This window comes from Pseudomonas sp. 14P5.3.2, from assembly GCF_057799175.1.
On the sequence record NZ_JBYOKU010000006.1, the window covers coordinates 172,650 to 193,362 of the forward strand.

18 protein-coding genes and 2 pseudogenes are annotated in these 20,713 nt (G+C 58.0%); 15 read left to right on the forward strand and 5 right to left on the reverse strand.

Annotation, left to right across the window (positions count from 1 at the left end):
• The first annotated feature begins 162 nt into the window (after positions 1-162).
• The 3 genes from AC27VU_RS07295 to AC27VU_RS07305 are packed head-to-tail and all read left to right on the forward strand — an operon-like array spanning position 163 to position 2,346.
• Positions 163-828 (forward strand): secretin and TonB N-terminal domain-containing protein, encoded by a 666-nt coding sequence (locus AC27VU_RS07295; protein WP_488723775.1) that lies wholly within the window; start codon positions 163-165, stop codon positions 826-828.
• Entirely contained in the window at positions 825-1,376 is a 552-nt protein-coding gene (locus AC27VU_RS07300; protein ID WP_262142560.1) for an RNA polymerase sigma factor, read from the forward strand. Before AC27VU_RS07295 ends, AC27VU_RS07300 begins: the two co-directional genes overlap by 4 nt.
• 31 nt (positions 1,377-1,407) lie before the next feature.
• Entirely contained in the window at positions 1,408-2,346 is a 939-nt protein-coding gene (locus AC27VU_RS07305) for a FecR family protein (protein WP_488723776.1), read from the forward strand.
• Between the two features lie 339 nt (positions 2,347-2,685).
• Here the strand turns inward: AC27VU_RS07305 and AC27VU_RS07310 are convergent, their stop codons facing one another.
• Both AC27VU_RS07310 and gspH read right to left on the reverse strand, forming a co-directional pair.
• Positions 2,686-3,294: a type II secretion system protein GspJ gene (locus AC27VU_RS07310; RefSeq protein WP_488723777.1), complete on the reverse strand. Its 609-nt coding sequence runs from the start codon at positions 3,292-3,294 to the stop codon at positions 2,686-2,688.
• On the reverse strand, positions 3,291-3,743 hold the full coding sequence (gspH, locus tag AC27VU_RS07315) for a type II secretion system minor pseudopilin GspH (protein WP_488723778.1): 453 nt from the start codon (positions 3,741-3,743) through the stop codon (positions 3,291-3,293). Before gspH ends, AC27VU_RS07310 begins: the two co-directional genes overlap by 4 nt.
• Before the next feature lie 133 nt (positions 3,744-3,876).
• On the opposite strand from gspH, the gene AC27VU_RS07320 reads away from it, so the two are divergent.
• Positions 3,877-4,308 carry a type II secretion system protein N gene (locus AC27VU_RS07320; protein WP_488723779.1) on the forward strand — a complete coding sequence of 144 codons (432 nt, stop codon included), beginning with the start codon at positions 3,877-3,879 and terminating at the stop codon, positions 4,306-4,308.
• A 153-nt stretch (positions 4,309-4,461) separates the two neighbouring features.
• Here the strand turns inward: AC27VU_RS07320 and AC27VU_RS07325 are convergent.
• Positions 4,462-6,194: pseudogene (locus tag AC27VU_RS07325) on the reverse strand (DUF6119 family protein).
• A 317-nt stretch (positions 6,195-6,511) separates the two neighbouring features.
• On the opposite strand from AC27VU_RS07325, the pseudogene AC27VU_RS07330 reads away from it, so the two are divergent.
• Together AC27VU_RS07330 and AC27VU_RS07335 are read left to right on the forward strand one after the other, a co-directional pair.
• Positions 6,512-7,018 (forward strand): annotated as a pseudogene (locus AC27VU_RS07330) (tyrosine-type recombinase/integrase).
• Positions 7,019-7,276: 258 nt separating this feature from the next.
• A complete protein-coding gene (locus tag AC27VU_RS07335) occupies positions 7,277-7,843 on the forward strand; it encodes a hypothetical protein (protein WP_488723780.1) in 567 nt (188 codons plus the stop codon).
• A gap of 135 nt (positions 7,844-7,978) precedes the next feature.
• Here the strand turns inward: AC27VU_RS07335 and AC27VU_RS07340 are convergent, their stop codons facing one another.
• Positions 7,979-8,725 carry a hypothetical protein gene (locus AC27VU_RS07340; protein ID WP_488723781.1) on the reverse strand — a complete coding sequence of 249 codons (747 nt, stop codon included), beginning with the start codon at positions 8,723-8,725 and terminating at the stop codon, positions 7,979-7,981.
• Between the two features lie 598 nt (positions 8,726-9,323).
• On the opposite strand from AC27VU_RS07340, the gene AC27VU_RS07345 reads away from it, so the two are divergent.
• A complete protein-coding gene (locus AC27VU_RS07345; protein ID WP_488723782.1) occupies positions 9,324-9,683 on the forward strand; it encodes a DUF6124 family protein in 360 nt (119 codons plus the stop codon).
• 232 nt (positions 9,684-9,915) lie between these two features.
• Here AC27VU_RS07345 and gspI read toward each other — a convergent pair whose 3' ends face one another.
• Positions 9,916-10,290: a type II secretion system minor pseudopilin GspI gene (gene gspI, locus AC27VU_RS07350; RefSeq protein WP_488723783.1), complete on the reverse strand. Its 375-nt coding sequence runs from the start codon at positions 10,288-10,290 to the stop codon at positions 9,916-9,918.
• Positions 10,291-10,438: 148 nt separating this feature from the next.
• On the opposite strand from gspI, the gene gspG reads away from it, so the two are divergent.
• The 8 genes from gspG to AC27VU_RS07390 all read left to right on the forward strand — a co-directional run bounded on the left by gspG (position 10,439) and on the right by AC27VU_RS07390 (position 20,590).
• Positions 10,439-10,897 (forward strand): type II secretion system major pseudopilin GspG, encoded by a 459-nt coding sequence (gene gspG / locus AC27VU_RS07355; RefSeq protein ID WP_456019824.1) that lies wholly within the window; start codon positions 10,439-10,441, stop codon positions 10,895-10,897.
• 8 nt (positions 10,898-10,905) lie between these two features.
• Positions 10,906-11,859: a type II secretion system minor pseudopilin GspK gene (gspK, locus tag AC27VU_RS07360; protein ID WP_488723784.1), complete on the forward strand. Its 954-nt coding sequence runs from the start codon at positions 10,906-10,908 to the stop codon at positions 11,857-11,859.
• Positions 11,856-13,040: a type II secretion system protein GspL gene (gspL, locus tag AC27VU_RS07365; protein WP_488723785.1), complete on the forward strand. Its 1,185-nt coding sequence runs from the start codon at positions 11,856-11,858 to the stop codon at positions 13,038-13,040. The genes gspK and gspL overlap by 4 nt, the downstream gene beginning before the upstream one ends.
• Complete coding sequence (gene gspM / locus AC27VU_RS07370; RefSeq protein ID WP_488723786.1) at positions 13,033-13,581, forward strand: type II secretion system protein GspM; 549 nt, start codon at positions 13,033-13,035, stop codon at positions 13,579-13,581. Before gspL ends, gspM begins: the two co-directional genes overlap by 8 nt.
• Positions 13,578-15,956 (forward strand): type II secretion system secretin GspD, encoded by a 2,379-nt coding sequence (gene gspD / locus AC27VU_RS07375; protein ID WP_488723787.1) that lies wholly within the window; start codon positions 13,578-13,580, stop codon positions 15,954-15,956. Before gspM ends, gspD begins: the two co-directional genes overlap by 4 nt.
• Positions 15,957-16,391: 435 nt before the next feature.
• The gene (gene gspE, locus AC27VU_RS07380) at positions 16,392-17,798 is read left to right on the forward strand and encodes a type II secretion system ATPase GspE (protein WP_488723788.1); all 1,407 of its coding nucleotides are present in this window, start codon (positions 16,392-16,394) and stop codon (positions 17,796-17,798) included.
• Positions 17,798-19,009, forward strand: a complete 1,212-nt coding sequence (gene gspF, locus AC27VU_RS07385; RefSeq protein ID WP_003225634.1) for a type II secretion system inner membrane protein GspF — start codon at positions 17,798-17,800, stop codon at positions 19,007-19,009. The genes gspE and gspF overlap by 1 nt, the downstream gene beginning before the upstream one ends.
• Before the next feature lie 471 nt (positions 19,010-19,480).
• Positions 19,481-20,590, forward strand: coding sequence for a substrate-binding domain-containing protein (locus AC27VU_RS07390; protein ID WP_488723789.1), 1,110 nt, complete (start codon positions 19,481-19,483; stop codon positions 20,588-20,590).
• Positions 20,591-20,713 lie beyond the last annotated feature (123 nt).

Genomic DNA, 20,713 nt, shown 5'->3' on the forward strand with positions numbered 1-20,713 from the left:
CTAGTGCAAGCCTTGCGCGAATCCCGTGATGGTTTTTTTGCACCGCCCGTCACACCAGATTCATAAACAGCCATCAGGATGACGGTTTTCAGGGGTACGTCAGCCGTGCAGCGAGGCAGTTCCAGGGACGGTCTTCAGCGTTCAGCGACTCTTGTGCGCCGGGTGAGTCTGGGGCTGCTGCTTGGCTGGTTGAGCGGAGCGGCAACAGCTGAACCGGTGCCGGCCGACTTGCGCATGACGCTGCACATTCCGGCGCAAGACCTGGCCCGGGCGCTGGATCAGTACAGCCATGCCACCGGGGTGGCGGTGCTGGTCGACAGTCAGTTGAGTCGTGGCCGGCGCTCATTGGCGGTCGATGGCGAATACACCGCTGCCGACGCCTTGCGCCGTTTGCTCGGCGGCAGTGGCCTGATGGCGCGTTACGCCCGCGACGATGCGTTCACCTTGCAAGTGGCGCAGGTCGAGGACGTGCCGTCGGCCCTGGACAAACCCACGCCGGCCAGCGCCGCCGTGAGTCGCAGCTACGCCACCGCCGTGCAAGCGGCGATCGAGCGCAACCTGTGCCGTTCGCCGCTGACTCGCCCAGGCAGTTATCGCGCGGTGTTGCAGGTCTGGGTCGGGCGTGACGGCGTGGTGCAGCACAACCGGTTGGTCACTTCGACCGGTGATGAACGGCGCGATACCGCGCTGGTGGAGAGCTTTCGCAATCTCAGGATCGACCGGCCGACGCCCAGCGCGTTGCGTCAGCCGGTCACGTTGCTGTTGTTACCGGAGTCGTCAGGGAAACGCATGGAATGCACCAAATGGGAAGGAGTTTCCGGGGGATGAAAGACACCGGACAAGGTTCGATGGTCCAGCTGTTCCTGACGTCCTACGAGGACTTTCGGGTGCGCTTGCGCAGGCGTCTCGGCTCGGAAGACCTGGCCAACGACGTGCTGCACGAAACCTACCTGCGGGTCGACCGCATGGAAACGCCGCCGAACCTGCTGCGGCCCAACGCCTACCTCTATCGCATGGCCCTGAACATCGCCGCCGACCGCCGTCAGGCCGATGCGCGCCTGCTCACCGGCGAGGAAGTCGAAGAGTTGCTGCAAGTCGGCGACGAGGCGCTGGATCCGGCGCGAGTGGTCGGGGGACAAAAGGAAATCCAGTCGCTGCTCAGTGCCCTCTACGAGCTGCCTGCACGACGTCGCCGAATCTTCATCGCGGCGCGGCTGGAGGAGGCGCCGCACCTGGAAATCTCGCAGCGCTTCGGCATTTCCACGCGCATGGTCGAGAAGGAAATCAAAGCCGCGTTGGGGCACTGCGCAGCGAAACTGGAAAGAAAAGTGTTTCAGCGGTTCGGTCGCGGGGCCGGAAAACCGTCATCTGAATAGTGCCCGATCAATTCGTTGAGAACCTGCGCGTTTGAACATCTTTCGACTGACACCTGCCAAGCCATCGGCGGCCGACAATCTGCACAACGAAGCCCACGACTGGTTGATCTTGCTGACCTCGGGCCGCGCCACCGTGGCCGACGCCCGGGCGTTGCGCGACTGGTGCGCGCAAAGCGCCGAACATGCCCGTGCTTTCGAAGAGGCCAAGGTGTTGTGGCACAACCTGCAGCCTGCCGCTGAAATGCTGCAATCGCCTCGGCGCTTCGGTCGCCGGGCGTTTCTCGGTGGCGCCATTGCTGCGTCGGCGGCGTTTCTGCTGGTGCGCGGGACGATTCCCGGAGGCTTTGGTGGCCTCGGCGCCGATTACATCACTGAAGTCGGCGAGCAGCGCCGGGTCGAACCGGCCGATGGCGTGAGCCTGGAACTGAATACACAAACCCGCATCAACCAGCGCTCCGGCGATGATGGTGTGCAGGGTTTCGAATTGGTCAGCGGCGAAGTCGAAGTACAGACCGCGCGGTTGCCACTGGCGATGCAGGCCGGGGGCGGGTGGTTGCGGGCGAGTCAGGCGCGGTTCAACCTGCGTAACACCGATCAACAAGTCTGTGTGACTTGCCTCGATGGCTCTGTGGACGTCAATGTCGATGGCCGCAGTCTGCGCTTGCAGCCGGGTGAGCAACTGACCTACGACGCGCAGCAAGTGGGCGCAGTACAAAGCGTCGACACCGCCGCAGTGATGAACTGGCGCCAACAAGTGCTGGTATTCAACGGCGCGACCCTCAGCCAGATGATCGACGAGATCAACCGCTACCGCCCCGGCATGTTGCTGCTGCTCAACCGCGACCTCGGCCAACGCCGCGTCCAGGCCCGCTTCAGCCTCGACCAACTCGCCGGCGTCGCCCTGCTGATCCGCGACGCCTACGGCGTCAAATGCACCGAACTACCCGGCGGCGTAGTCGTCCTCAGCTAACCCAATCCCACCAAACCCACCACCCCCTGTGGGAGCGAGCTTGCTCGCGAAGGCGGCCTTCCAGCCAACTCATCTCTCTCAGACTGCATACCATCCACTTGTAGGAGTGAGCCCGCTCGCGATGACGGCCCGACAGCCGACCAATATCTACCGGCTTGTGGGTGCTGGCCTCTACCAGCGATGACAGCTCACAAACCAACCATTCCCCAACTAACCAAACCCAATCCAATTGTGGGAGCGGGCTTGCTCGCGAAGGCGCCCGTTCAACCACACCATCATCAACTGACCCACCGCATTCGCGAGCAAGCCCGCTCCCACAGGTTTTTGCAGTGATTCAGATTATTGCAGCGGCCCCATCACCTGCCGATACCGCTCCACCCCCTGCGCCGTCTCCCGCGTCAACCGAACCTCCAACCCCAACGGATCCTCCCGCCGATTCCCACTCAACTGCCGCCACCCCTTATCCACCTCCCAAACCCGCACCTGCACATCACTCACACCCTGCAACACCGCCACCCCAACCCCCGGCGCCGGCAACGGATAACGACTGCGCGCCTCAGCCACCGCCCGATACAACGTATCCCCCTTGACCCACCAACGCACCCGTTGCAACGCCCCAGGCTGATCCGCCGCACTGCGAATGATATCCAGCCGAAACCCCTTGCTATCACTGCTCCGCACCGTCAACGCAGGCGGCGCACTCGGCGGCTCATCATCCACGCCAACCTTCTTCGGCTCACTCAACTCCACACCCGCACGCATATCCACATCACGCTGCAACTGATTCAACGCCCGCAACAAACCGTCACTCTGCTCACTGCTCGCCTGCAAATGACTGTCCGCCCGCGTCACACTGTCCAGCCCGCGCCAGGCAATCAAACTGACCACCGCCATCAGCAGAATCGCGACCATCACCTCGATCAGGGTAAAGCCCCGTTGATCGTTCATTGCACACTGATCCTTCCACTGGCATCACGCAGCACACTCAGCCGATTAAGCCCATCGGACAAGGTCAATTGCAGCGGCGGATTGATCCACTCGGCGTTAAGCACCACCTTCTGCTTAGGCTCCACCCGCACCTCCAGTTTCGGACTCTGCCAACTGCGCGGCCGCAACTGCGGATCATCCTTGAAATGCTCAAAACCCCGACCACCGTCACCGCGCCGACTAAACCGAAACCCCTTGCCATCACTCACCCAAACAATCGGCCGGCCATCAGCCCGCGCCTCCGCCTGCGCCACCTGCAGCAACTGCGCCACACGCTCGGCGTCCTTGCGCAGCAACTGCAGCGGATCCGGCTTGATACTCAGACTGATCGCCGCACTGGCAATCCCGATGATCACCAGCACCACCATCAGCTCGATCAGCGTAAAACCTTGTTGCTTGCCCACATTCATCGGTTGCGCACTCCGTTGCGTCCTGCCCCGTCCCAAAAAAACATCCTGCACGGCCAACATGTAAGACGTGTGAAATAAAACCGTGAGAATTGCCGCGTAGCCTGTCAGCAGGGACAAAAAGGAGATTCAGCCCATGATGCTCACCACCCGCATTTCCCCCCCGCAAACCGTCCAGGCCCTCGCACTGCTCGCCGCCCTGGTCGGCGTCGTGACCTGGTCGTCGCTACTCCTGACCTCCGCCGAATCCCACACCCCACCGGCCCCACCGCAAATGCTCGCCGCGCGCAGTGATAGCCCTGCGTTGCAGTGGTTTTCCAATCAGACGGCGCCGATGGACATCAAGGTGAGCGGGGTGATGGCGGGGAGTCGCGGGGCGGTGGCGATTTTGAGTTTGAACGACGGGCCGCCGAGGAGTTTTTTGCAGGGGGAGAGGGTGGGGCCTGGGGTGAAGTTGGTGGCGGTGGAGGGGGATGGGGTGGTGATTGAGCAGGGGGGGGAGAGGGTGAGGTTGGGGGTGGAGAGGTTGGGGGAGGGGGTGGTTTTGCCGAATCTTATGAGGCCCTGATCTGTAGGGTTGAAGTCGTTATTTTTGCCGTTCAGTTGAATGCCGGTTCAAGGGCCTCCAAAAGCAGCTTGTTGTCGTTCCCGACCTGATGCGGGTAGTCGAGAGAGTTCGATATCGGCCAATAGCCGCCATCCGATCGTGTGCTTCGTTCTCTTACTGATGCGAAATGTCCTTGACATAATTTTTCTTAATAACTGGAATAAACCTTATTATGACATCGTGAAACTTACACGTGTTGCGCAAATGCTCATGCATCAGTTTCAACTCATATTGCGCCATTAATGGTATTTCAGTTTTGGCGGGAACAGTTAAGCGCTGATCATATAGCAGCCAAAGGCAAACAATATAGTCCTTGCCATGTATGTTCGCTATGTCTGGTTTTATATAATCTAAATAGTCTGATTTTTTTGTGCTGGTAGAAGTGTTTATATGAGCCCTAATCTCGCTTAGAAAAAATTGATCGTTAATAAATGCATGGCAATAGAATTGAGCTTGTGAAAATAGGTAATTTGTTGATGACGAGTTTTTATATGGCTTGCAATGGATGATTCGAATAATACTATCGTTGGTAAGATCTAGAATGTCACAAAATTCTTTGTCTTTGCGACCTGAGCCGATTTGAAGTTTTGCTTGATCAAACAGTACGCATGAGGGGCGTATTTCACATATTTTTTATTAAATATGCTCTCTCTGTTCTGCATTTTTACGTCATCACTGATATCTATCCCTCTATAAATCTCCTCGCTTATCTCTTCATGGAGCGTATTTTTGGTGAAATTGGTTATTTCAGTATAGAAGTCGTTATCTACCTCCAGCCATTTTCCGTCGCTTAATACAAAATATTTACCCCCTAGGCTGTGCTCGAAAGATAGGCAGTTGTACAGGGGCCATTTTTTATACCCTAGCACCTGATCTTCTTCATATGAATATGCATAAATGAATTTTGATTTAAGTTTTTCGGGCGTTATTTTGTCAAATGCCATATGTTCAAAAACTTGACAAATATCTAAGTATGCATAAGTCCTATCAGAGTTTTTTTTATGGTTCGAATAGGCAAAGCCATAATCTGGATCAATCAGGACCTCGGGAATTCCTAGGCTAATGTTGTTCGTATTTTTTAAGCGCAACTGAGTGACTAAAAGCTCGTCTAGTGCGTTACTTTCTGTTTCCGTTGCCTCATCAAAATGCTTGTAGTTTGGAAATAACTTAGCGTACTCCTTGCTTGCATAGGCCAGTAAAAAATCCTCACAATAGTCGATTAGTATTTGCCAGTTTAGCTTCTCCTTTCCAATGATTTTTATTGTTAAATTGTTCCGGCCTTGAAGGGTTATATTTTTGTGGTTTTTCATGTTAGCTGAAATATATCTCAGGTCTTCTGCTTCACTGAGACCAAAAGCGAAAGAATCAACCGGCTTGTTCACCTGCCTGTCAATATGTGTTGGTGTTATTGCGTGGCTCTCACTTTTTGTCTGACGTATTTCTTCGTTGCCACACATATTCATAGCTGTTTTTATACCAAAGTCTGGTTCAAAAGCATCGCGATCAAGATAGCTTACGGCACTCCGCCCAAAGGTAGCGGCAAAAACTCTATTATTAACGGTTAAAAATAAAATCCCATTTGGATTTTTGCTTTTTGCGCTGAAAAGTGGTCCTTCGCCTGAAGGAAGCTTTTCGTTGATGAAATTTAGCCATGGTGGGTTTGATTTTGTAGTCGAAGTTTCAAAGTAAATAAACTGACAATCTGTGCCATTGATTGAGAATCTAAACTCTCTTGCTGACAAGTTTTTTAAAACATCTTTTTTTTGATCAAGCATGGAGTCGGCTGTTTTGTTTTCTCTTGCCAGAAAAAAAGATATTTGTGCGATTTCAACTCCCTGTTCGGTCATGGCGCTCCCTCGGGTTAGTCACGCATTACTCACAGCTAAGCATCATTATTTTTTATGTCAATAAATAGCCCTTGGCTTTTTGAATATATTGGAAAATTTCCTCTGAGCAGGGGACTGAAGCCGAGTTCCTCCCTTCTCTTCTGGCCGACTAACGACCCTTCACTCTGGTTAGCCATCCTTATCCTTCCATACGTGGAGGACATGTCATGAATATCGTCGCTACCCGTAGCGATCTGCCCTGTAACGAAGGAAAACCGATTGGTCAGAAAGCTCCATTCAGACTGAGAGATATCTGGGCCATCCGGGTAAGGCTTTAAATTGCAGAATGAACCTGCGATCTTGCGCTCTTTGATCTGGCCATTGACAGCAAACTTCGGGCCTGCGACTTAATCAAGCTTCGCGTGCGCGACGTCGCCCATAGCGAGGATTTATCAACAAGAGCCATGGTGATGCAGCAAAAGACGCTGCGGCCCGTGCAGGTCGAGATCACGGAACAAACACGGTTTGCTATCGCGGCCTGGATACATCAGGCACAACTCCGCAGCGAGGACCGCCTTTTTCTGGGCAAGCTGCATACCTCAGATCATCTATCCACGTGTCAATACGCTCGTATCGTCAAAGGCTGGGCGGAGGCCGTTAGCCTTGATCTAGCATTGTATGGCACTCATACAATTAGGCGTATGAAGGCAACGTTGATCTATCGCAGGACGAAGAATCTGCGAGCGGTTCAACTGCTGCTCGGCCATACAAAGCTGGACGGCCATCGATATCTGGGAATTGAAGTCGATGATGCCTTGGAGATAGCGGACAAAACTGAGGTTTGAGTATGCGTAGCGACGGTCGAGACTTAGCCGTCGCTAACCGGCCAAAAGCGCACGTTTGAGTAGGGAAATTAGATCGATCCCCTTTATCCGAAGCCCGGAACCGCCGCCACAGAAGAAGTCGACAACGATCTCATCGTCCTGAGGCTTGAAGCCGAATCCGTATTGGGTTTTGAAATCGAAGGGTTTTTTCTTTAGTTGTGAGGACATAGGAGGTATTCGCCGGTATATTGCGATGATTGAAAAAGGAGTGATTCAGGAATGTCTGGAAACGGTTGGTTTAAACCTTGGATCTCGGTGCAGAACGCCGTCTTATTGATCGCTTTGTGTTATGTGATTGCTCTGTTCGACTTAAGTAAATCTGAGCTTGCTGGTTGGGTTCAAGCAATCGGGGCAATTGTTTCAATATGGGCCGCATGGAGTATAGCGAATGAGCAAGGTAAGAGGGCTGAAGCAGTGACTCGTCGCCAAGATGCCGCCAAATGTGCTGCTGTTTTTGGGGTATTGAACTACGCCATTACAGTAATCGGGTGCGGCGAAATAGTTGATAACGAAAAGATATATATTGAACAAGTGCGTTTAGACGTTCGGAGAGTACTAGAGATGCTTGGTCGTATCGACTTGCTGTCTCTTCCTGATCCTGTTGTTATAAGTGCGGTCTGCACTGCGCGGCGCGCAGTTGAGCTATTTGATAAAAAATTATTTGAGTATATTGGTCAGTATTCGTTTGCGAGTCATTACAAGTCTGGAATTGCAAATGAGTGCGTGCGCGAAATACAATATCAGGCATATCTGTGTGATGAGGCTGCCTTTAAAGTTGGAGGATAAATATGTAAACTCCACTTTTTAAAATTGGTTGATGATGTTTAGTGTGCGGGCTGAAATAGAGAAAAGGGCGCTGATTTATTCTCCGAAAAATAAATCAGGCCCCTTTTTGTTTTAGTCGTCTACTTTTTGGTGCCACTACTGATAAGCGAATAGCGGTGACTCCACGCAAAGCGTCATACCTGGAGTAATTCCGACTTCTGCAAGACTTCTAAAATCGGTCAAAGGCTTTCCTCTACGCGCGCCCGTGATCATGCGAGTATTTTTTATAATTTCGCCTGAGTTTTTTTCGCGCAATTGCCACGAATACCCATATTCAAATGCTTGCACCTTATGCCTCAGTTTGAAATAAATTTCATTTGTAAGGTCACCTAAGGTCTCAAAAGCTGCTGTAGGAAAAACAAACAAAGCAGCCTCGTTATCGAGAAACTTTCTCGCATCAACAGATATTGTTGTGGCCTTGTCAATTTCTTCAGTAACTTTCTCAAGAAGCCCTTGCGCGTTTTCTTGGGAGGTGAACTCATAAGAAGATTTAAATGCCTGTCGCACCTTTTCTTTTAATTCATGCTGTTGTTTTTGCAATTCTTTAGTGTGTTTGGTGCGAGACTCCATTCCTCGTAAAAAACCGTCATCAGACTTGTAATCATCCGGCGCGTATAGTTTTTCGTGATGACAACTTACAAGCCATCCAAATGTGCCTAATACAATTATAGGGAATATCACTAAAAACCACACAAGAGGCAACCGCTCTGCGGGCTGAGGGGAGTTATTAAGGCCCAAAGTCAATGCCGCAAATCCATATATCAATACGATAAATAATGCAATAATTCCTAATGGGTTTTTTGCTAGCCCCTTAGCTGAATTTCCGAACGTCCGAATGTCCAAGATTGAAATCTTCCTTAGCTGATAGGGTTAACGTAAATGTTTGATTGTTCTATTGATAATTTAGCATCTTGCGGGTCGCAGCATCTAGGCGCTCGGTTACTTTCGTCGATTCCTCACCTTCACGGCAGACAGCTATTGGCCGAAAGTAGCCATCGGGTGTGAAATATAGCTCAACTCAAGCAAGTCAGCTGACCCGCTGAGGGGATGGATTTATTTAGGAAAGATTTCCGCAGTAGGCCTAGGTAAACACCGGCGTTTAAAAAGACATCTTCAGATACTCACTCGGGCTACACATCCTTGCGCCATTGCCTACAGCTACGCCAGAATCCGCCGGCTTGTGCGCCTCGGGGGCGGGTTCTATTGTGGTTCGGTCGCTGACGAATCAGCGATCGGGTTTGGTAGCCCGGCTTAGACTTGGCGCATAGCGTCACCCGACACAGGCCCTTCTGGGGCTGTGATTTTATGGTGGCCATGCGCAGGGCGTCTTCGGGCGCGCCGGTTTTCCAAGTCACCGGTCTACCAACCTTCGTATGGCCACCACCCCTTCGTTTGGTAGCGAAAGATGATGGCTCCTTTTCTATGATTTGGAGATTCACTCATGATCAAACCAACACCCAACCCACCCGAAACCGCCTCGGTTTCCCCCTACGAATCCATCGACTCAAAAAAACTCCACGAAGCCGCCGACCGCGCGCTCGACCATTACCTCTGTCCGCCCGGTTCCACGCCGCCGCCGCGTAGAACGCGGGGGATGTATGCCGTGACGGCGGACAACAAAACCGAAGAGCTGCTGGTCGATGCCAGTGAAACACTCGCTTCGGCCAAAACCCTCGCGCAGAACATTGCCAGTTTGTTGCCGGTGTCGCAGCGTCATGCGCTGGCGGGGATTGCGCAGTTGATCATGCTCGGGGAGTTGGCGGTGAATCGGGCTTTGGATAATTTGCAGTTGCCGGGGTGATGTAGGTGTCGCGGACACTTGGTGATTGATCGGGTGTTCATTCTGGCGCCTTCGCGAGCAAGCTCGCTCCCACAGGGTTTCAGGCTGATTGCGGATGTCGTGTGGGGCATGCGTTGTTTTTTTGCCTGAGATGTTTGTGTAGGAGCTGCCGGAGGCTCGGGCCGCGATCGGACGATCTTTTGATTTTGGTTTTAAAAGATCAAAGTCAAAAGATCGCAGCCTTCGGCAGCTCCTACAGGGGGCGACTCAACAGGGTTTCCAGGCGGGCCAGGGGCGGGGTGTCCTGGTTGCGGTTGAAGACTTGGATGGCGACTTTGAGTAATCGGCCATTTTCAGCCGTGGCGATGGCTTGTTCGCAGCGCAATAGCAGGCGTCCTTGATCACAGTCCTGCGCCTTTACTCCTATCGGCAATCGACCCTCCAGTTGCAGCTCGGCCATGCGTGTCTGCGCCGCAATCATCGCCACCGACCGATCCCGCAGAACTCCGCTGCTTTGGGTCATTAGCCCGGCCACACGCACAGCCGCCGACATCGCCACAGCAATGATCGCCAGCGCCACCAGCACTTCAATCAGGGTGAATCCGCTTTCTCGGGAGCGCGTAGGCATAAATGGCCCAAACCCAAAACACAGCCCTCGACCCTAACCCGCGTCCTTGACGGCTTGACGACGAAAACTCCCGAGGATTTTCAACATCCCTGACATATCTTCTTGCAACACTGCGCGTCGAATCGAATCAAGCCAAGGGAATGTCGAGATGGATATCGCGCAGTTCAAACAGCCCAGACGACCGAGCCGGATGCCCCGTGGGCAGCAGGGTTTTACCCTGATCGAGATCATGGTGGTTGTGGTGATTCTCGGGATTCTGGCGGCGATGGTGGTGCCCAAGGTACTCGATCGGCCGGATCAGGCGCGGGCCACGGCGGCGAAGCAGGATATTGGCGGTTTGATGCAGGCGCTGAAGTTGTATCGCCTCGATCACGGCACTTACCCGAGCATGACTCAGGGTCTGAAAGTGCTGGTGGAGCGTCCGGCGGATGCGAAGAACAGCAACTGGCGTTCGTACCTGGAGCGTTTGCCGAACGATCCGTGGGGTCGTCCTTATCAGTACCTCAACCCCGGCGCCAACGGCGAGATCGATATCTTTTCCCTCGGTGCCGACGGTCAGCCTGACGGCGACGGCGTGAATGCCGATATCGGTTCCTGGCAGCTGTAAGGCCGGTGATGAACAGCCAATCGAACCAGCAGGGGATGGCGATCATCAGTGCGCTGCTGATTGCTGCGGTGGTCGCGGTGATTGCGGCGGGGATGTTGACCCGGCAGAGCGTTTCGACCCGGGCGCTGGAGGCGGATCAGCAGCGGGTGCAGGGGCGCTGGGTGTTGCACGGTGGCCTGGAGATCAGTCGGCAAGTGCTCTGGGATGCGCGCCAGCGTGATCCGTTGACCCGGCTCGATCAGCCGTGGGCGCAGCGCTTGAATGCGCAGGGTTTCGAGGGGCGGCTGGAGGATGAGCAGGGCAAGTTCAACCTGCGCAATCTGGTGGCCAACGAGCGTGTCGATGAGGCGCAGGTGCAGGCGTTTCAGCGACTGTGCGAGTTGATCGGCATCAGCGCCGGATTGAGTCAGCGCATCAGTCAGCGGGTGATCGGCTCTTATCCGTATCTGTTGAATCCGCAGATTGCCGAAAACACCGCGAGCAAAAACGGCTTTGACAGTGGCCGTGCCACGTCGCCGAATGCGTCGCGCAAGCCACAGAATCCGAAGTTGCCGATGCTGCGCAGTCTCGATGATTTGCGCAGCGTCGAGGGTGTGAATGAAGCGGTCATCGGCAAATTGGCGCCTTACCTGACGGTGATCCCAGCCACCACTTGGCTCAATGGCAATACCGCCACTGCACCGGTGTTGGCCGCGTATGTGCCGGGGTTGTCGCTGGAGCGCGCGCAGGCGCTGATCAATGAGCGTGACGCCGGGCGCTGGTTCATCAACCGTGGCGATTTCGTCAACCGCTTGCGCATGCCGAACCTGGAGCTGACCAGCGTCAAGGTCGGCATCACCAGCGACTGGTTTCGTCTGCGTGGCGAGGCGCGGCGGGATCAGCGTCGGGTCAGTCTCGATGCGTTGTTGCACCGCAGCGAGGATCGTCTGCCGCAGGTGATCTGGTCGCGGGTGGGCGTATGAGTCAGTTGCGTGTGAGTTTGCCGCCACTGGCGGGGTTGAGTCTCGACAGTGAGATGGATTGTGCGTGGCTGGACCGGCAGGGGCAGGTCATTCGTGAGCAGCGTCTGACCTTTACTCAACTGGGGCAGCTACCGAAGCCGCCAGCGCTGAGCGCTTTTCTGCACCCGGCGGACAGTCTGCTGGCGAGCATCGACTTGCCGCCGCTGCCGGCGAACAAGACCGCTGCAGCCGTGCAATGCGCGGCGCAGGCCCTGATGCTCGGCGACAGCAATGACATGCACATCGCCCACAGTTCGCGGGATGAAGCGGGGCAGGTGCAGATCGCCTGGGCGCCGCGTCAGCGCTTGCTGCACCTGGGGCAACTGCTGAAACAGGCCGGTCTGAACCTGCGCGGCCTGTACCCGGCGGCGTACAGCTTGCCGGTGCTGCCGGGCACGGTGGCCTGTCGGCAGGACGGCCATTTGTTGCTGCGCGAAAGCGTGCAGGTGGCGCGGGTGCAGCCGTTGTTCGACGAGGAGATTGGCGATTGGCTGCTGACCTGCGGCACGCCGCTGCACTGGATCGGTTCTGCACCGCCGCCGGATGCGCAATTGCCGATGGCCGAGGCGCAGCGCTGGACCGGGCCGTTGCCCGGTTGGGGCCTGCACGGCGCGGTGCAACAGCAGCGCAGCGAGCATCGCGGTTGGGGCCGGGCGCTGGGGCTTTGCGCATTGGCGGTGGCGGTGTGGGTCATCGGCTTGAACCTGTATGCCGCCCGCGAAGCCAGTCAGGGTCAGCAGCTCAAGGCGCAGATGGCGCAACGGGTGAAGCAGGCCTTTCCCGAGTTGCCGGTGATCCTCAATCCGCTGCAACAGGCGCGTCAGCAATTGGCGGCGCGGCAGAAGGGCGCGGCGGAGGATCCGGCGCAGCCGTTCAATCGGCTGGTGTTGCAGGCCGGCAGCGGCATGCCGTTCATGGCCGGCACGGTCGAGCGCCTGACGTTTGTTGACGGCACGTTGCAGTTGAGTCTGCTGGCCGATGCCCGGCGCAGCGCCAATGACAAGGACAAGGATTGGCAAGCCGCATTGGCTCAGGTCGGGATCAGTGCGACGGCCGATGATGAGGGCTGGCTGCTGCGACCGAGCGACGAAGTCACCACTCCCGACGACAGCGCTGACGACAGCGGAGCAGAAGATGAATAAGGCATCGCTCGCGGTTTATCGCGCCCGTTGGCAGCGTTTCAGCGCGCAACTCCAGGCGCGCTGGCAAGCGCTGGCCCTGCGCGAAAAACGCATGGTCGGCGGCATGGCGGCGCTGCTGCTGGGGCTGTTGGTGTGGGTCGCATTGATTCAGCCGCCGCTGAAAAAAATCACTTATTGGCAAGCCGAAACCCCGAAGTTACGCGCCCAGTCCGAAGCCCTCGAAGTGCTGTTGCGCGAGGTCAGCGTGCGTCCGCAGGGGCAAAGCATCGAGCAGTCTCTTGAGCAGACCCTGCAGGCCAGCGGCCTGGCCGGGCACTACCAATTACAGGCCGGGGAGGCCGGCGCGTGGCAGTTGACGTTCGACGCGGCGCCGGCCGATGCGCTGCTTGACTGGCTGTTGAGCAACCCGGCACAACTTTCTCTGCAAGTGGTCGAGGCCCGTCTGCAACGCGCAGACAACGCTTCGACCGAAGTCACTGCCGGCACATTGTCAGGCACCGTTCGCATGGATCAGGCGCTGGGCGCTAAGGAAGCTTCATGAAGGGGTCAGGATCCAAACCGGCGCGCATGGCGTTGCCGATGCTGCTGATGGCGTTGAGCGCGTGCAGCAACACCACCACGCCGCCGAACCAGCCGCCATTGCTGGTGGACAGCGAACTCGGCCGGCCATTGGCCAACACCCAACGCAGCGGTGATGCGCTGCTCGATCGGCAACGCGCCCAGGCACAAACCGCGCCGCAACCACGGCAGATGCACAACATCACTGAGCGCGCGCGCAGTGGCGCGGCTCCGCGCAGCAACACGCTGGCGAGCAACCCGTTGGGTGATCAGCCGGTGACGCTGAATTTTGTCGATGCCGATATTCAAGCGGTGGTGCGCGCGTTGTCGCGCTCGACCGGTCAGCAGTTTCTAGTCGACCCTCGGGTCAAGGGCAGCCTGACGCTGGTGTCGGAAGGTCAGGTGCCGGCGCGCCAGGCCTACGACATGCTGCTCGCGGCGTTGCGCATGCAGGGCTTCAGCGTGGTCGATGTTGGTGGCGTCGCGCAGGTGGTGCCGGAGGCCGATGCGAAACTGCTCGGCGGCCCGATCTACAGCGCCGACAAACCGGCCGGCAACGGCATGCTCACGCGCACCTTTCGCCTGCAATTCGAGAACGCGGTGAACCTGATTCCGGTGCTGCGTCCGATCGTATCGCCGAACAATCCGATCAATGCCTACCCGGGCAACAACACCATCGTCGTCACCGATTACGCCGAGAACCTGACCCGCGTCGCCCAGTTGATCCAGACCATCGACAGCCCGAGCGCGATCGACACCGACGTGGTGCAGATCCAGAACGGCATCGCCGCTGACATCGCGCCGATGGTCGCGGATCTGCTCGACGCGCCGGGCAACGATCCGACGCAGAAAATCGCGGTGATCGGCGACCCGCGTTCCAACACCATCATCATCCGCGCCGGCAGCCCCGAGCGCACCGAGCTGGCGCGCAATCTGATCTACAAACTCGACAACGCGCAGAGCAATCCGAGCAACCTGCACGTGGTCTATCTGCGCAACGCCCAGGCAGCCAAACTGGCGCAGGCCTTGCGCGGGCTGCTCACCGGCGAGAGCGACAGTGGCACCAGTGACAGTGCGCGCTCGGTGCTCAGTGCCATGGGCAGCAACGGCAACAATGGCGGGTCGAGTGCGCAGAGCGGCACGCAAAGCAGTGGCAACACCTCGACCACATCCAGCACCGGCAGCACCGGCGGCAGTTATGCGCAGGGCAGCAGTGCGACCAGCAGCGCCGGCAAACAGGCCAGTGAACAGAACGTTGCGTTCAGTGCCGGCGGGGTGACGATTCAGGCCGACGCCACCACCAACACCTTGCTGATTTCCGCGCCGGACCCGTTGTATCGCAACCTGCGCGAGGTGATCGACCTGCTCGACCAGCGCCGTGCGCAAGTGGTGATCGAGAGCCTGATCGTTGAGGTCGGCGAGGACGATGCCAGCGAGTTCGGCGTGCAGTGGCAGACCGGCAATCTCGGCGGCAAAGGCGTGATCGGCGGGGCGAACCTCGGTGGATCAGGGATCAATCTCAACGGCAAGACCAGTCTCGACGTGCTGCCGCAAGGCTTGAACGTCGGCTACGTCAACGGCACGGTCGACATTCCCGGCATCGGCAAGATCCTCGACCTCAAAGTGCTGGCCCGGGCGTTGAAGAGCAAGGGCGGCACCAACGTGCTGTCGACGCCAAATCTGCTGACCCTGGATAACGAAGCGGCGAGTATTTTTGTCGGCCAGACCATTCCGTTTGTCAGTGGCAGCTATGTCACTGGCGGTGGTGGCACCAGCAACAACCCGTTCCAGACCGTGACCCGTGAAGAGGTGGGGTTGAAGCTGAATGTGCGGCCACAGATTTCCGAGGGCGGAACGGTCAAGCTTGATATCTATCAGGAGGTTAGCAGCATCGACGAGCGTGCTTCGGCCAGTGCGGCGTCGGCGGGCATCGTCACCAACAAACGGGCGATCGACACCAGCATCCTGCTCGACGACGGCCAGATCATGGTTCTCGGCGGCTTGCTGCAGGACGGCTACAGCCAGAGCAACGAAGCGGTGCCATGGCTGGGGACGCTGCCGGGGATCGGTGCACTGTTTCGCAACGAACGCCGGGCGATCACCAAGACCAATCTGATGGTGTTCCTGCGCCCGTACATCATCCGCGACAGCGAAGCGGGGCGCAGCATCACCCTCAACCGCTACGACTTCATGCGCCGCGCCCAGGGCGGCCTGCAACCGGAACGCAGCTGGGCAATGCCGGACATGCAGGCGCCGCAGTTGCCGACGGCGGCGCAGGGGGTTCCGAGTTCGGTTCCGGCTTCGGGACCCCGTGCGACCATCAAAGCTGTGCCGATCGAAGGGAGCACACGCTTTTGAATCCCTCCATCAATCTGAAAATTTACTCTGTGGTGAGGGGATTTATCCCCGATGGGCTGCGCAGCAGACCCAAAGCCTGCTACCCCATTCTTCCAGATACACCCTGCATGCCGGATTTACGGGGGCTTCGCCCCCGAGCGGGAGCAAGCTCCCTCGCCACAAAAACATGTCCAGACCCTAGGATTGGGGAGGTTTTGAGATGAGTTCGCTTCGCTGCGCTTGGTCCAAGGCCATGAACTCGGCCCGCAAGCTGAAAAACATTCCTGTGGCGAGGGAGCTTGCTCCCGCTGGGCTGCGCAGCAGACCCAAAACCTGCTACCCCATTCTTCCAGATACACCCTGCATGCCCGATTTACGGGGGCTTCGCCCCCGAGCGGGAGCAAGCTCCCTCGCCACAAAAACATGTCCAGACCCTGGAGTTGGGGAGGGCTTTAGATGAGTGCGCTTCCCTACGCCTGGGCCAAGGCCCAGCGCATTCTGTTGTGCGACGGCGTGCTGACCGTTTGCCCATCGACGCCGGGCTGGTCGATCAACGAGGTGCGGCGCCAGTTCGGTGAAAGCTCGCTCAAGCGCGTGCGCGATGACGAGCTCGACGGCTTGCTCGCCACCGCCTATGCCGACACCGGCAGCGCCGCCGCTGTGGTCGGTGCGGCGGAGAACGAAGTCGATCTCGACCGGCTGATGCAGGACATGCCGGAAATCACCGATCTGCTCGACACTCAGGACGGCGCGCCGGTGATCCGCATGATCAACGCCTTGCTCACACAGGCCGCGCGGGACGAGGCCAGCGACATTCACATCGAACCGTTCGAAACCCATTCGGTGGTGCGCTACCGGGTCGACGGCACGCTGCGTGATGTGGTCTCGCCGCGCAAGGCGCTGCACGGCGCGCTGGTGTCGCGGATCAAGATCATGGCCCAGCTCGACATCGCCGAAAAACGCTTGCCGCAGGACGGCCGTATCGCGCTGCGTGTGGCTGGGCGGCCGATCGATATTCGTGTGTCGACTGTGCCCACCGGGCATGGCGAACGCGTTGTCATGCGCTTGCTCGACAAGCAGGCCGGGCGCCTGCATCTGGAAACACTGGGCATGGATGCTCAGGTGCTGGCCAAACTCGATCATTTGATCCGCCAGCCCCACGGCATTGTGCTGGTCACCGGCCCCACCGGCAGCGGCAAGACCACCAGTCTCTACGCCGCGCTCGCTCGCCTGGATGCCAGCACCAGCAATATCCTCACCGTGGAAGACCCGGTGGAGTACGACCTGCCGGGGATCAGCCAGATTCAGGTCAACGCCAAGATCGACATGACCTTCGCCCTGGCCTTGCGGGCGATTCTGCGCCAGGACCCGGACATCATCATGATCGGCGAGATCCGCGATCTGGAAACCGCACAAATCGCCGTGCAGGCTTCGCTCACCGGTCACCTGGTGCTGGCGACGCTGCACACCAACGACGCGGTGTCGGCGGTCAATCGCTTGATCGACATGGGTGTCGAACCGTTTCTGCTGGCCTCGTCGATGCTTGGTGTGCTGGCCCAGCGTCTGGTGCGACGCCTTTGCAAAGAGTGCAAACAGGAAGATCCGGCTGCGCCGGGAACGTGGCGGCCAGTGGGCTGCCCAGCGTGCAATCACACCGGTTACAGCGGCCGTACCGGCATCCACGAATTGTTCTGCATCGACGACGATATCCGCACCCTGATTCACCAAGGGGCAGGGGAGCAGGCCTTGCGAGCGGCGGCGGCAAAGGCCGGGATGTTCAGCCTGCGCGAGGACGGCGAGCGCTGGATTCGCAGCGGCGCCACCGCTCCTGAAGAAATCCTCCGTGTGACCCGGGACGCCTGATGAATCGCTATCGTTTTGAAGCCGCCGACGCCACCGGCAAAATCGAGTCCGGGCATCTGGAAGCCGACAGTCAGGGCGCCGCGTTTGGCGTGTTGCGCAGCCGTGGTTTGACTGCGTTATCGGTGCACAAGGAGAGCAACGTCGCCCAGCATGGCGGCGGTGGCCTGTTCAGTGCGCGGATGTCGGATAACGATCTGGCCTGGGCCACCCGGCAATTGGCGAGTCTGCTCGGTGCGAGCCTGCCGCTCGAAGCAGCACTCAGCGCAACGGTGGAGCAGGCCGAGAAAAAACACATCGCCCACACCCTCAGCGCGGTGCGTGCCGACGTGCGCAGCGGCATGCGTCTGGCCGAATCGCTGGCCGCACGGCCACGGGATTTTCCGGAGATCTACCGCGCGCTGATCGCCGCCGGGGAGGAGTCCGGTGATCTGGCGCAGGTGATGGAGCGCCTGGCCGACTACATCGAGGAACGCAACAACCTGCGCGGCAAGATTCTCACCGCGTTTATCTACCCCGGCGTGGTCGGGCTGGTGTCGATCGGCATCGTGATTTTCTTGCTCAGCTATGTGGTGCCGCAGGTGGTCAGTGCGTTTTCCCAGGCGCGTCAGGACTTGCCGGGGCTGACGTTGGCGATGCTCACCGCCAGTGATTTCATTCGGGCGTGGGGCTGGCTATGTGCGGCGCTGATCGCGGGTGCTTTCTGGAGCTGGCGCCTGTACCTGCGCAATCCGGCGGCACGTTTGAGTTGGCATCATCGGGTGCTGAAATTGCCGCTGATCGGACGTTTCGTCCTGGGCCTGAACACCGCACGCTTTGCCTCGACGCTGGCGATTCTCGGCGGTGCCGGCGTGCCGTTGTTGCGCGCGCTGGAGGCGGCGCGGCAGACGCTGTCCAATGATCGCCTGAGTCTGAGTGTCAGCGACGCCACGGCCAAGGTTCGCGAAGGGGTGAATCTTGCGGCGGCGCTGCGGGTGGAGAACGTATTTCCGCCGGTATTGATTCACCTGATCGCCAGCGGCGAGAAAACCGGCGCACTGCCACCGATGCTCGAACGGGCGGCGCAGACTCTGTCGCGAGATATCGAACGGCGGGCAATGGGCATGACCGCGTTGCTGGAGCCGCTGATGATCGTGGTGATGGGCGGGGTGGTGCTGGTGATTGTGATGGCGGTGTTGTTGCCGATCATTGAGATCAATCAGTTGGTGCAGTAGTGGTGTGTCTGAGGGTTTGAGGTTGTCTGGACTGGCCTCTTCGCGAGCAAGCCCGCTCCCACATTTGAAATGCGTTCCCCTGTGGGAGCGGGCTTGCTCGCGAAGAGGCCCATCAGGGCAATAAATTATTCAGATTTTTTCCAGGACTTCAGCATCACCCGACCCTGATTTCCCCCATCCTCGGGTTCTCCTTTCTGTCATCTGCAACCACCCCGCAACGGCTGCAGCCAATTTCAGCCAAACACCCAATCCAGACCCCTCGCAATCCCGCGCAAACACCCGAGAAAACCGCCGGAAAATCGGCGCGCAGCTCCCGAGGTTTTTTCCTTTATCTGTCACCGGAAACTGCGAATTTCTCAGTGCGACTTAACCACGGACCCCGCTTGCGAAGGTCAGCGGTGAGTCCTCCCAGTGTCATGCAAGACCCCTGAAAACCTGTGTTCACAACCATCGTTGAAAAGGAGATTCTTCATGTTCAAGCGCACTCTGATCGCAGCTTCCCTGACCGTCGCCGCGCTGGCTTCCGCTCAAGCCATGGCCGTTACCGGTGGTGGCGCTACTCTGCCAGCCGCTCTGTACAAAGGTTCGGCCGACAGCATCCTGCCTGCCAACTTCAGCTACGCCGCCGTGGGTAGCGGTGCCGGCAAGACTGCTTTCCTGACCAACGTTGCCACTGGCTTCGGCACCACCGGTACTGTGCACTTCGCCGGTAGCGACTCGGTACTCAGCGCTTCGGAAATCAGCACCTACAACACCAACTTCGGCGCAGCTTACGGCCCGCTGATCCAGCTGCCATCGGTTGCCACTTCGGTTGCCATCCCGTACAAAAAATCCGGTCAGACCGCGCTGAACCTGACCAGCGCTCAACTGTGCGACGCTTTCTCGGGCTCCGTCACCACTTGGGGCGGCCTGCTGGGCACTGCTGACACCACCCCGATCCGCATCGTTTATCGCAACGTGTCCAGCGGTACTTCGGAAATCCTCACCCGTCACCTGAACGCTGTCTGCCCAACCAAGTTCACCACCAACTCGACGTTCGTCAACGCCCGTCCAGCCGGTTCCGCCCTGCCATCGAACTGGGTTGGCGTCGCCAACACTGCTGACGTGGCACCTGCTGTGGCCGCGGTTGACGGTTCGCTCGGCTATGTCGGTCCGGACGGTGTAGACGCCACCAGCAACGCGCTGGTTGCCCGCGTCAACAACGTTCAGCCAACTTCCGCCAACGTTGCGCTGGCACTGTCCTCGGTGACCCCACCTTCGACCGCTGCCCTGGCTGCCGACCCGACTCGCTGGTCGCCAGTGGTGGCTAACCCGGCCATCGGTTACAAACTGGCGGCCTACACCAACTTCATCGTCGGTCAGTGCTACAAGGATGCAGCTGTGGCCAACGACGTGAAGGCTTTCCTGACCACGCACTACAACACCACCACCAACGACCTGGCGGTCAAGAACCACGGTTTCGTGACCGTGCCTGCCGCCTGGAAAACCAAGGTGTACGAAACGTTCGTCAGCAACGCTGCCGGCTACAACCTGGACATCAACAACACCAGCGTCTGCAACACCATCGGTCGTCCTTTGTAAGACGTTCGATTCAACCCGCAACACGAATGGCGGCCCTTCGGGGCTGCCATTTTTTTTGCCCGCACAAGTCGCCTGCGCCCCGCGAATACTCCGCCAACATGAAGTTTGTGTGACATCCGTTCG

Coding starts and splice junctions, on each gene's coding strand:
- AC27VU_RS07300 (WP_262142560.1), top strand. CDS start 825: ATGAAAGACACCGGACAAGGTTCGATGGTCCAGCTGTTCCTGACGTCC.
- AC27VU_RS07310 (WP_488723777.1), bottom strand. CDS start 3,294: ATGAACGATCAACGGGGCTTTACCCTGATCGAGGTGATGGTCGCGATT.
- gspH (WP_488723778.1), bottom strand. CDS start 3,743: ATGAATGTGGGCAAGCAACAAGGTTTTACGCTGATCGAGCTGATGGTG.
- AC27VU_RS07320 (WP_488723779.1), top strand. CDS start 3,877: ATGATGCTCACCACCCGCATTTCCCCCCCGCAAACCGTCCAGGCCCTC.
- AC27VU_RS07335 (WP_488723780.1), top strand. CDS start 7,277: ATGTCTGGAAACGGTTGGTTTAAACCTTGGATCTCGGTGCAGAACGCC.
- AC27VU_RS07345 (WP_488723782.1), top strand. CDS start 9,324: ATGATCAAACCAACACCCAACCCACCCGAAACCGCCTCGGTTTCCCCC.
- gspI (WP_488723783.1), bottom strand. CDS start 10,290: ATGCCTACGCGCTCCCGAGAAAGCGGATTCACCCTGATTGAAGTGCTG.
- gspG (WP_456019824.1), top strand. CDS start 10,439: ATGGATATCGCGCAGTTCAAACAGCCCAGACGACCGAGCCGGATGCCC.
- gspK (WP_488723784.1), top strand. CDS start 10,906: ATGAACAGCCAATCGAACCAGCAGGGGATGGCGATCATCAGTGCGCTG.
- gspL (WP_488723785.1), top strand. CDS start 11,856: ATGAGTCAGTTGCGTGTGAGTTTGCCGCCACTGGCGGGGTTGAGTCTC.
- gspM (WP_488723786.1), top strand. CDS start 13,033: ATGAATAAGGCATCGCTCGCGGTTTATCGCGCCCGTTGGCAGCGTTTC.
- gspD (WP_488723787.1), top strand. CDS start 13,578: ATGAAGGGGTCAGGATCCAAACCGGCGCGCATGGCGTTGCCGATGCTG.
- gspE (WP_488723788.1), top strand. CDS start 16,392: ATGAGTGCGCTTCCCTACGCCTGGGCCAAGGCCCAGCGCATTCTGTTG.
- gspF (WP_003225634.1), top strand. CDS start 17,798: ATGAATCGCTATCGTTTTGAAGCCGCCGACGCCACCGGCAAAATCGAG.
- AC27VU_RS07390 (WP_488723789.1), top strand. CDS start 19,481: ATGTTCAAGCGCACTCTGATCGCAGCTTCCCTGACCGTCGCCGCGCTG.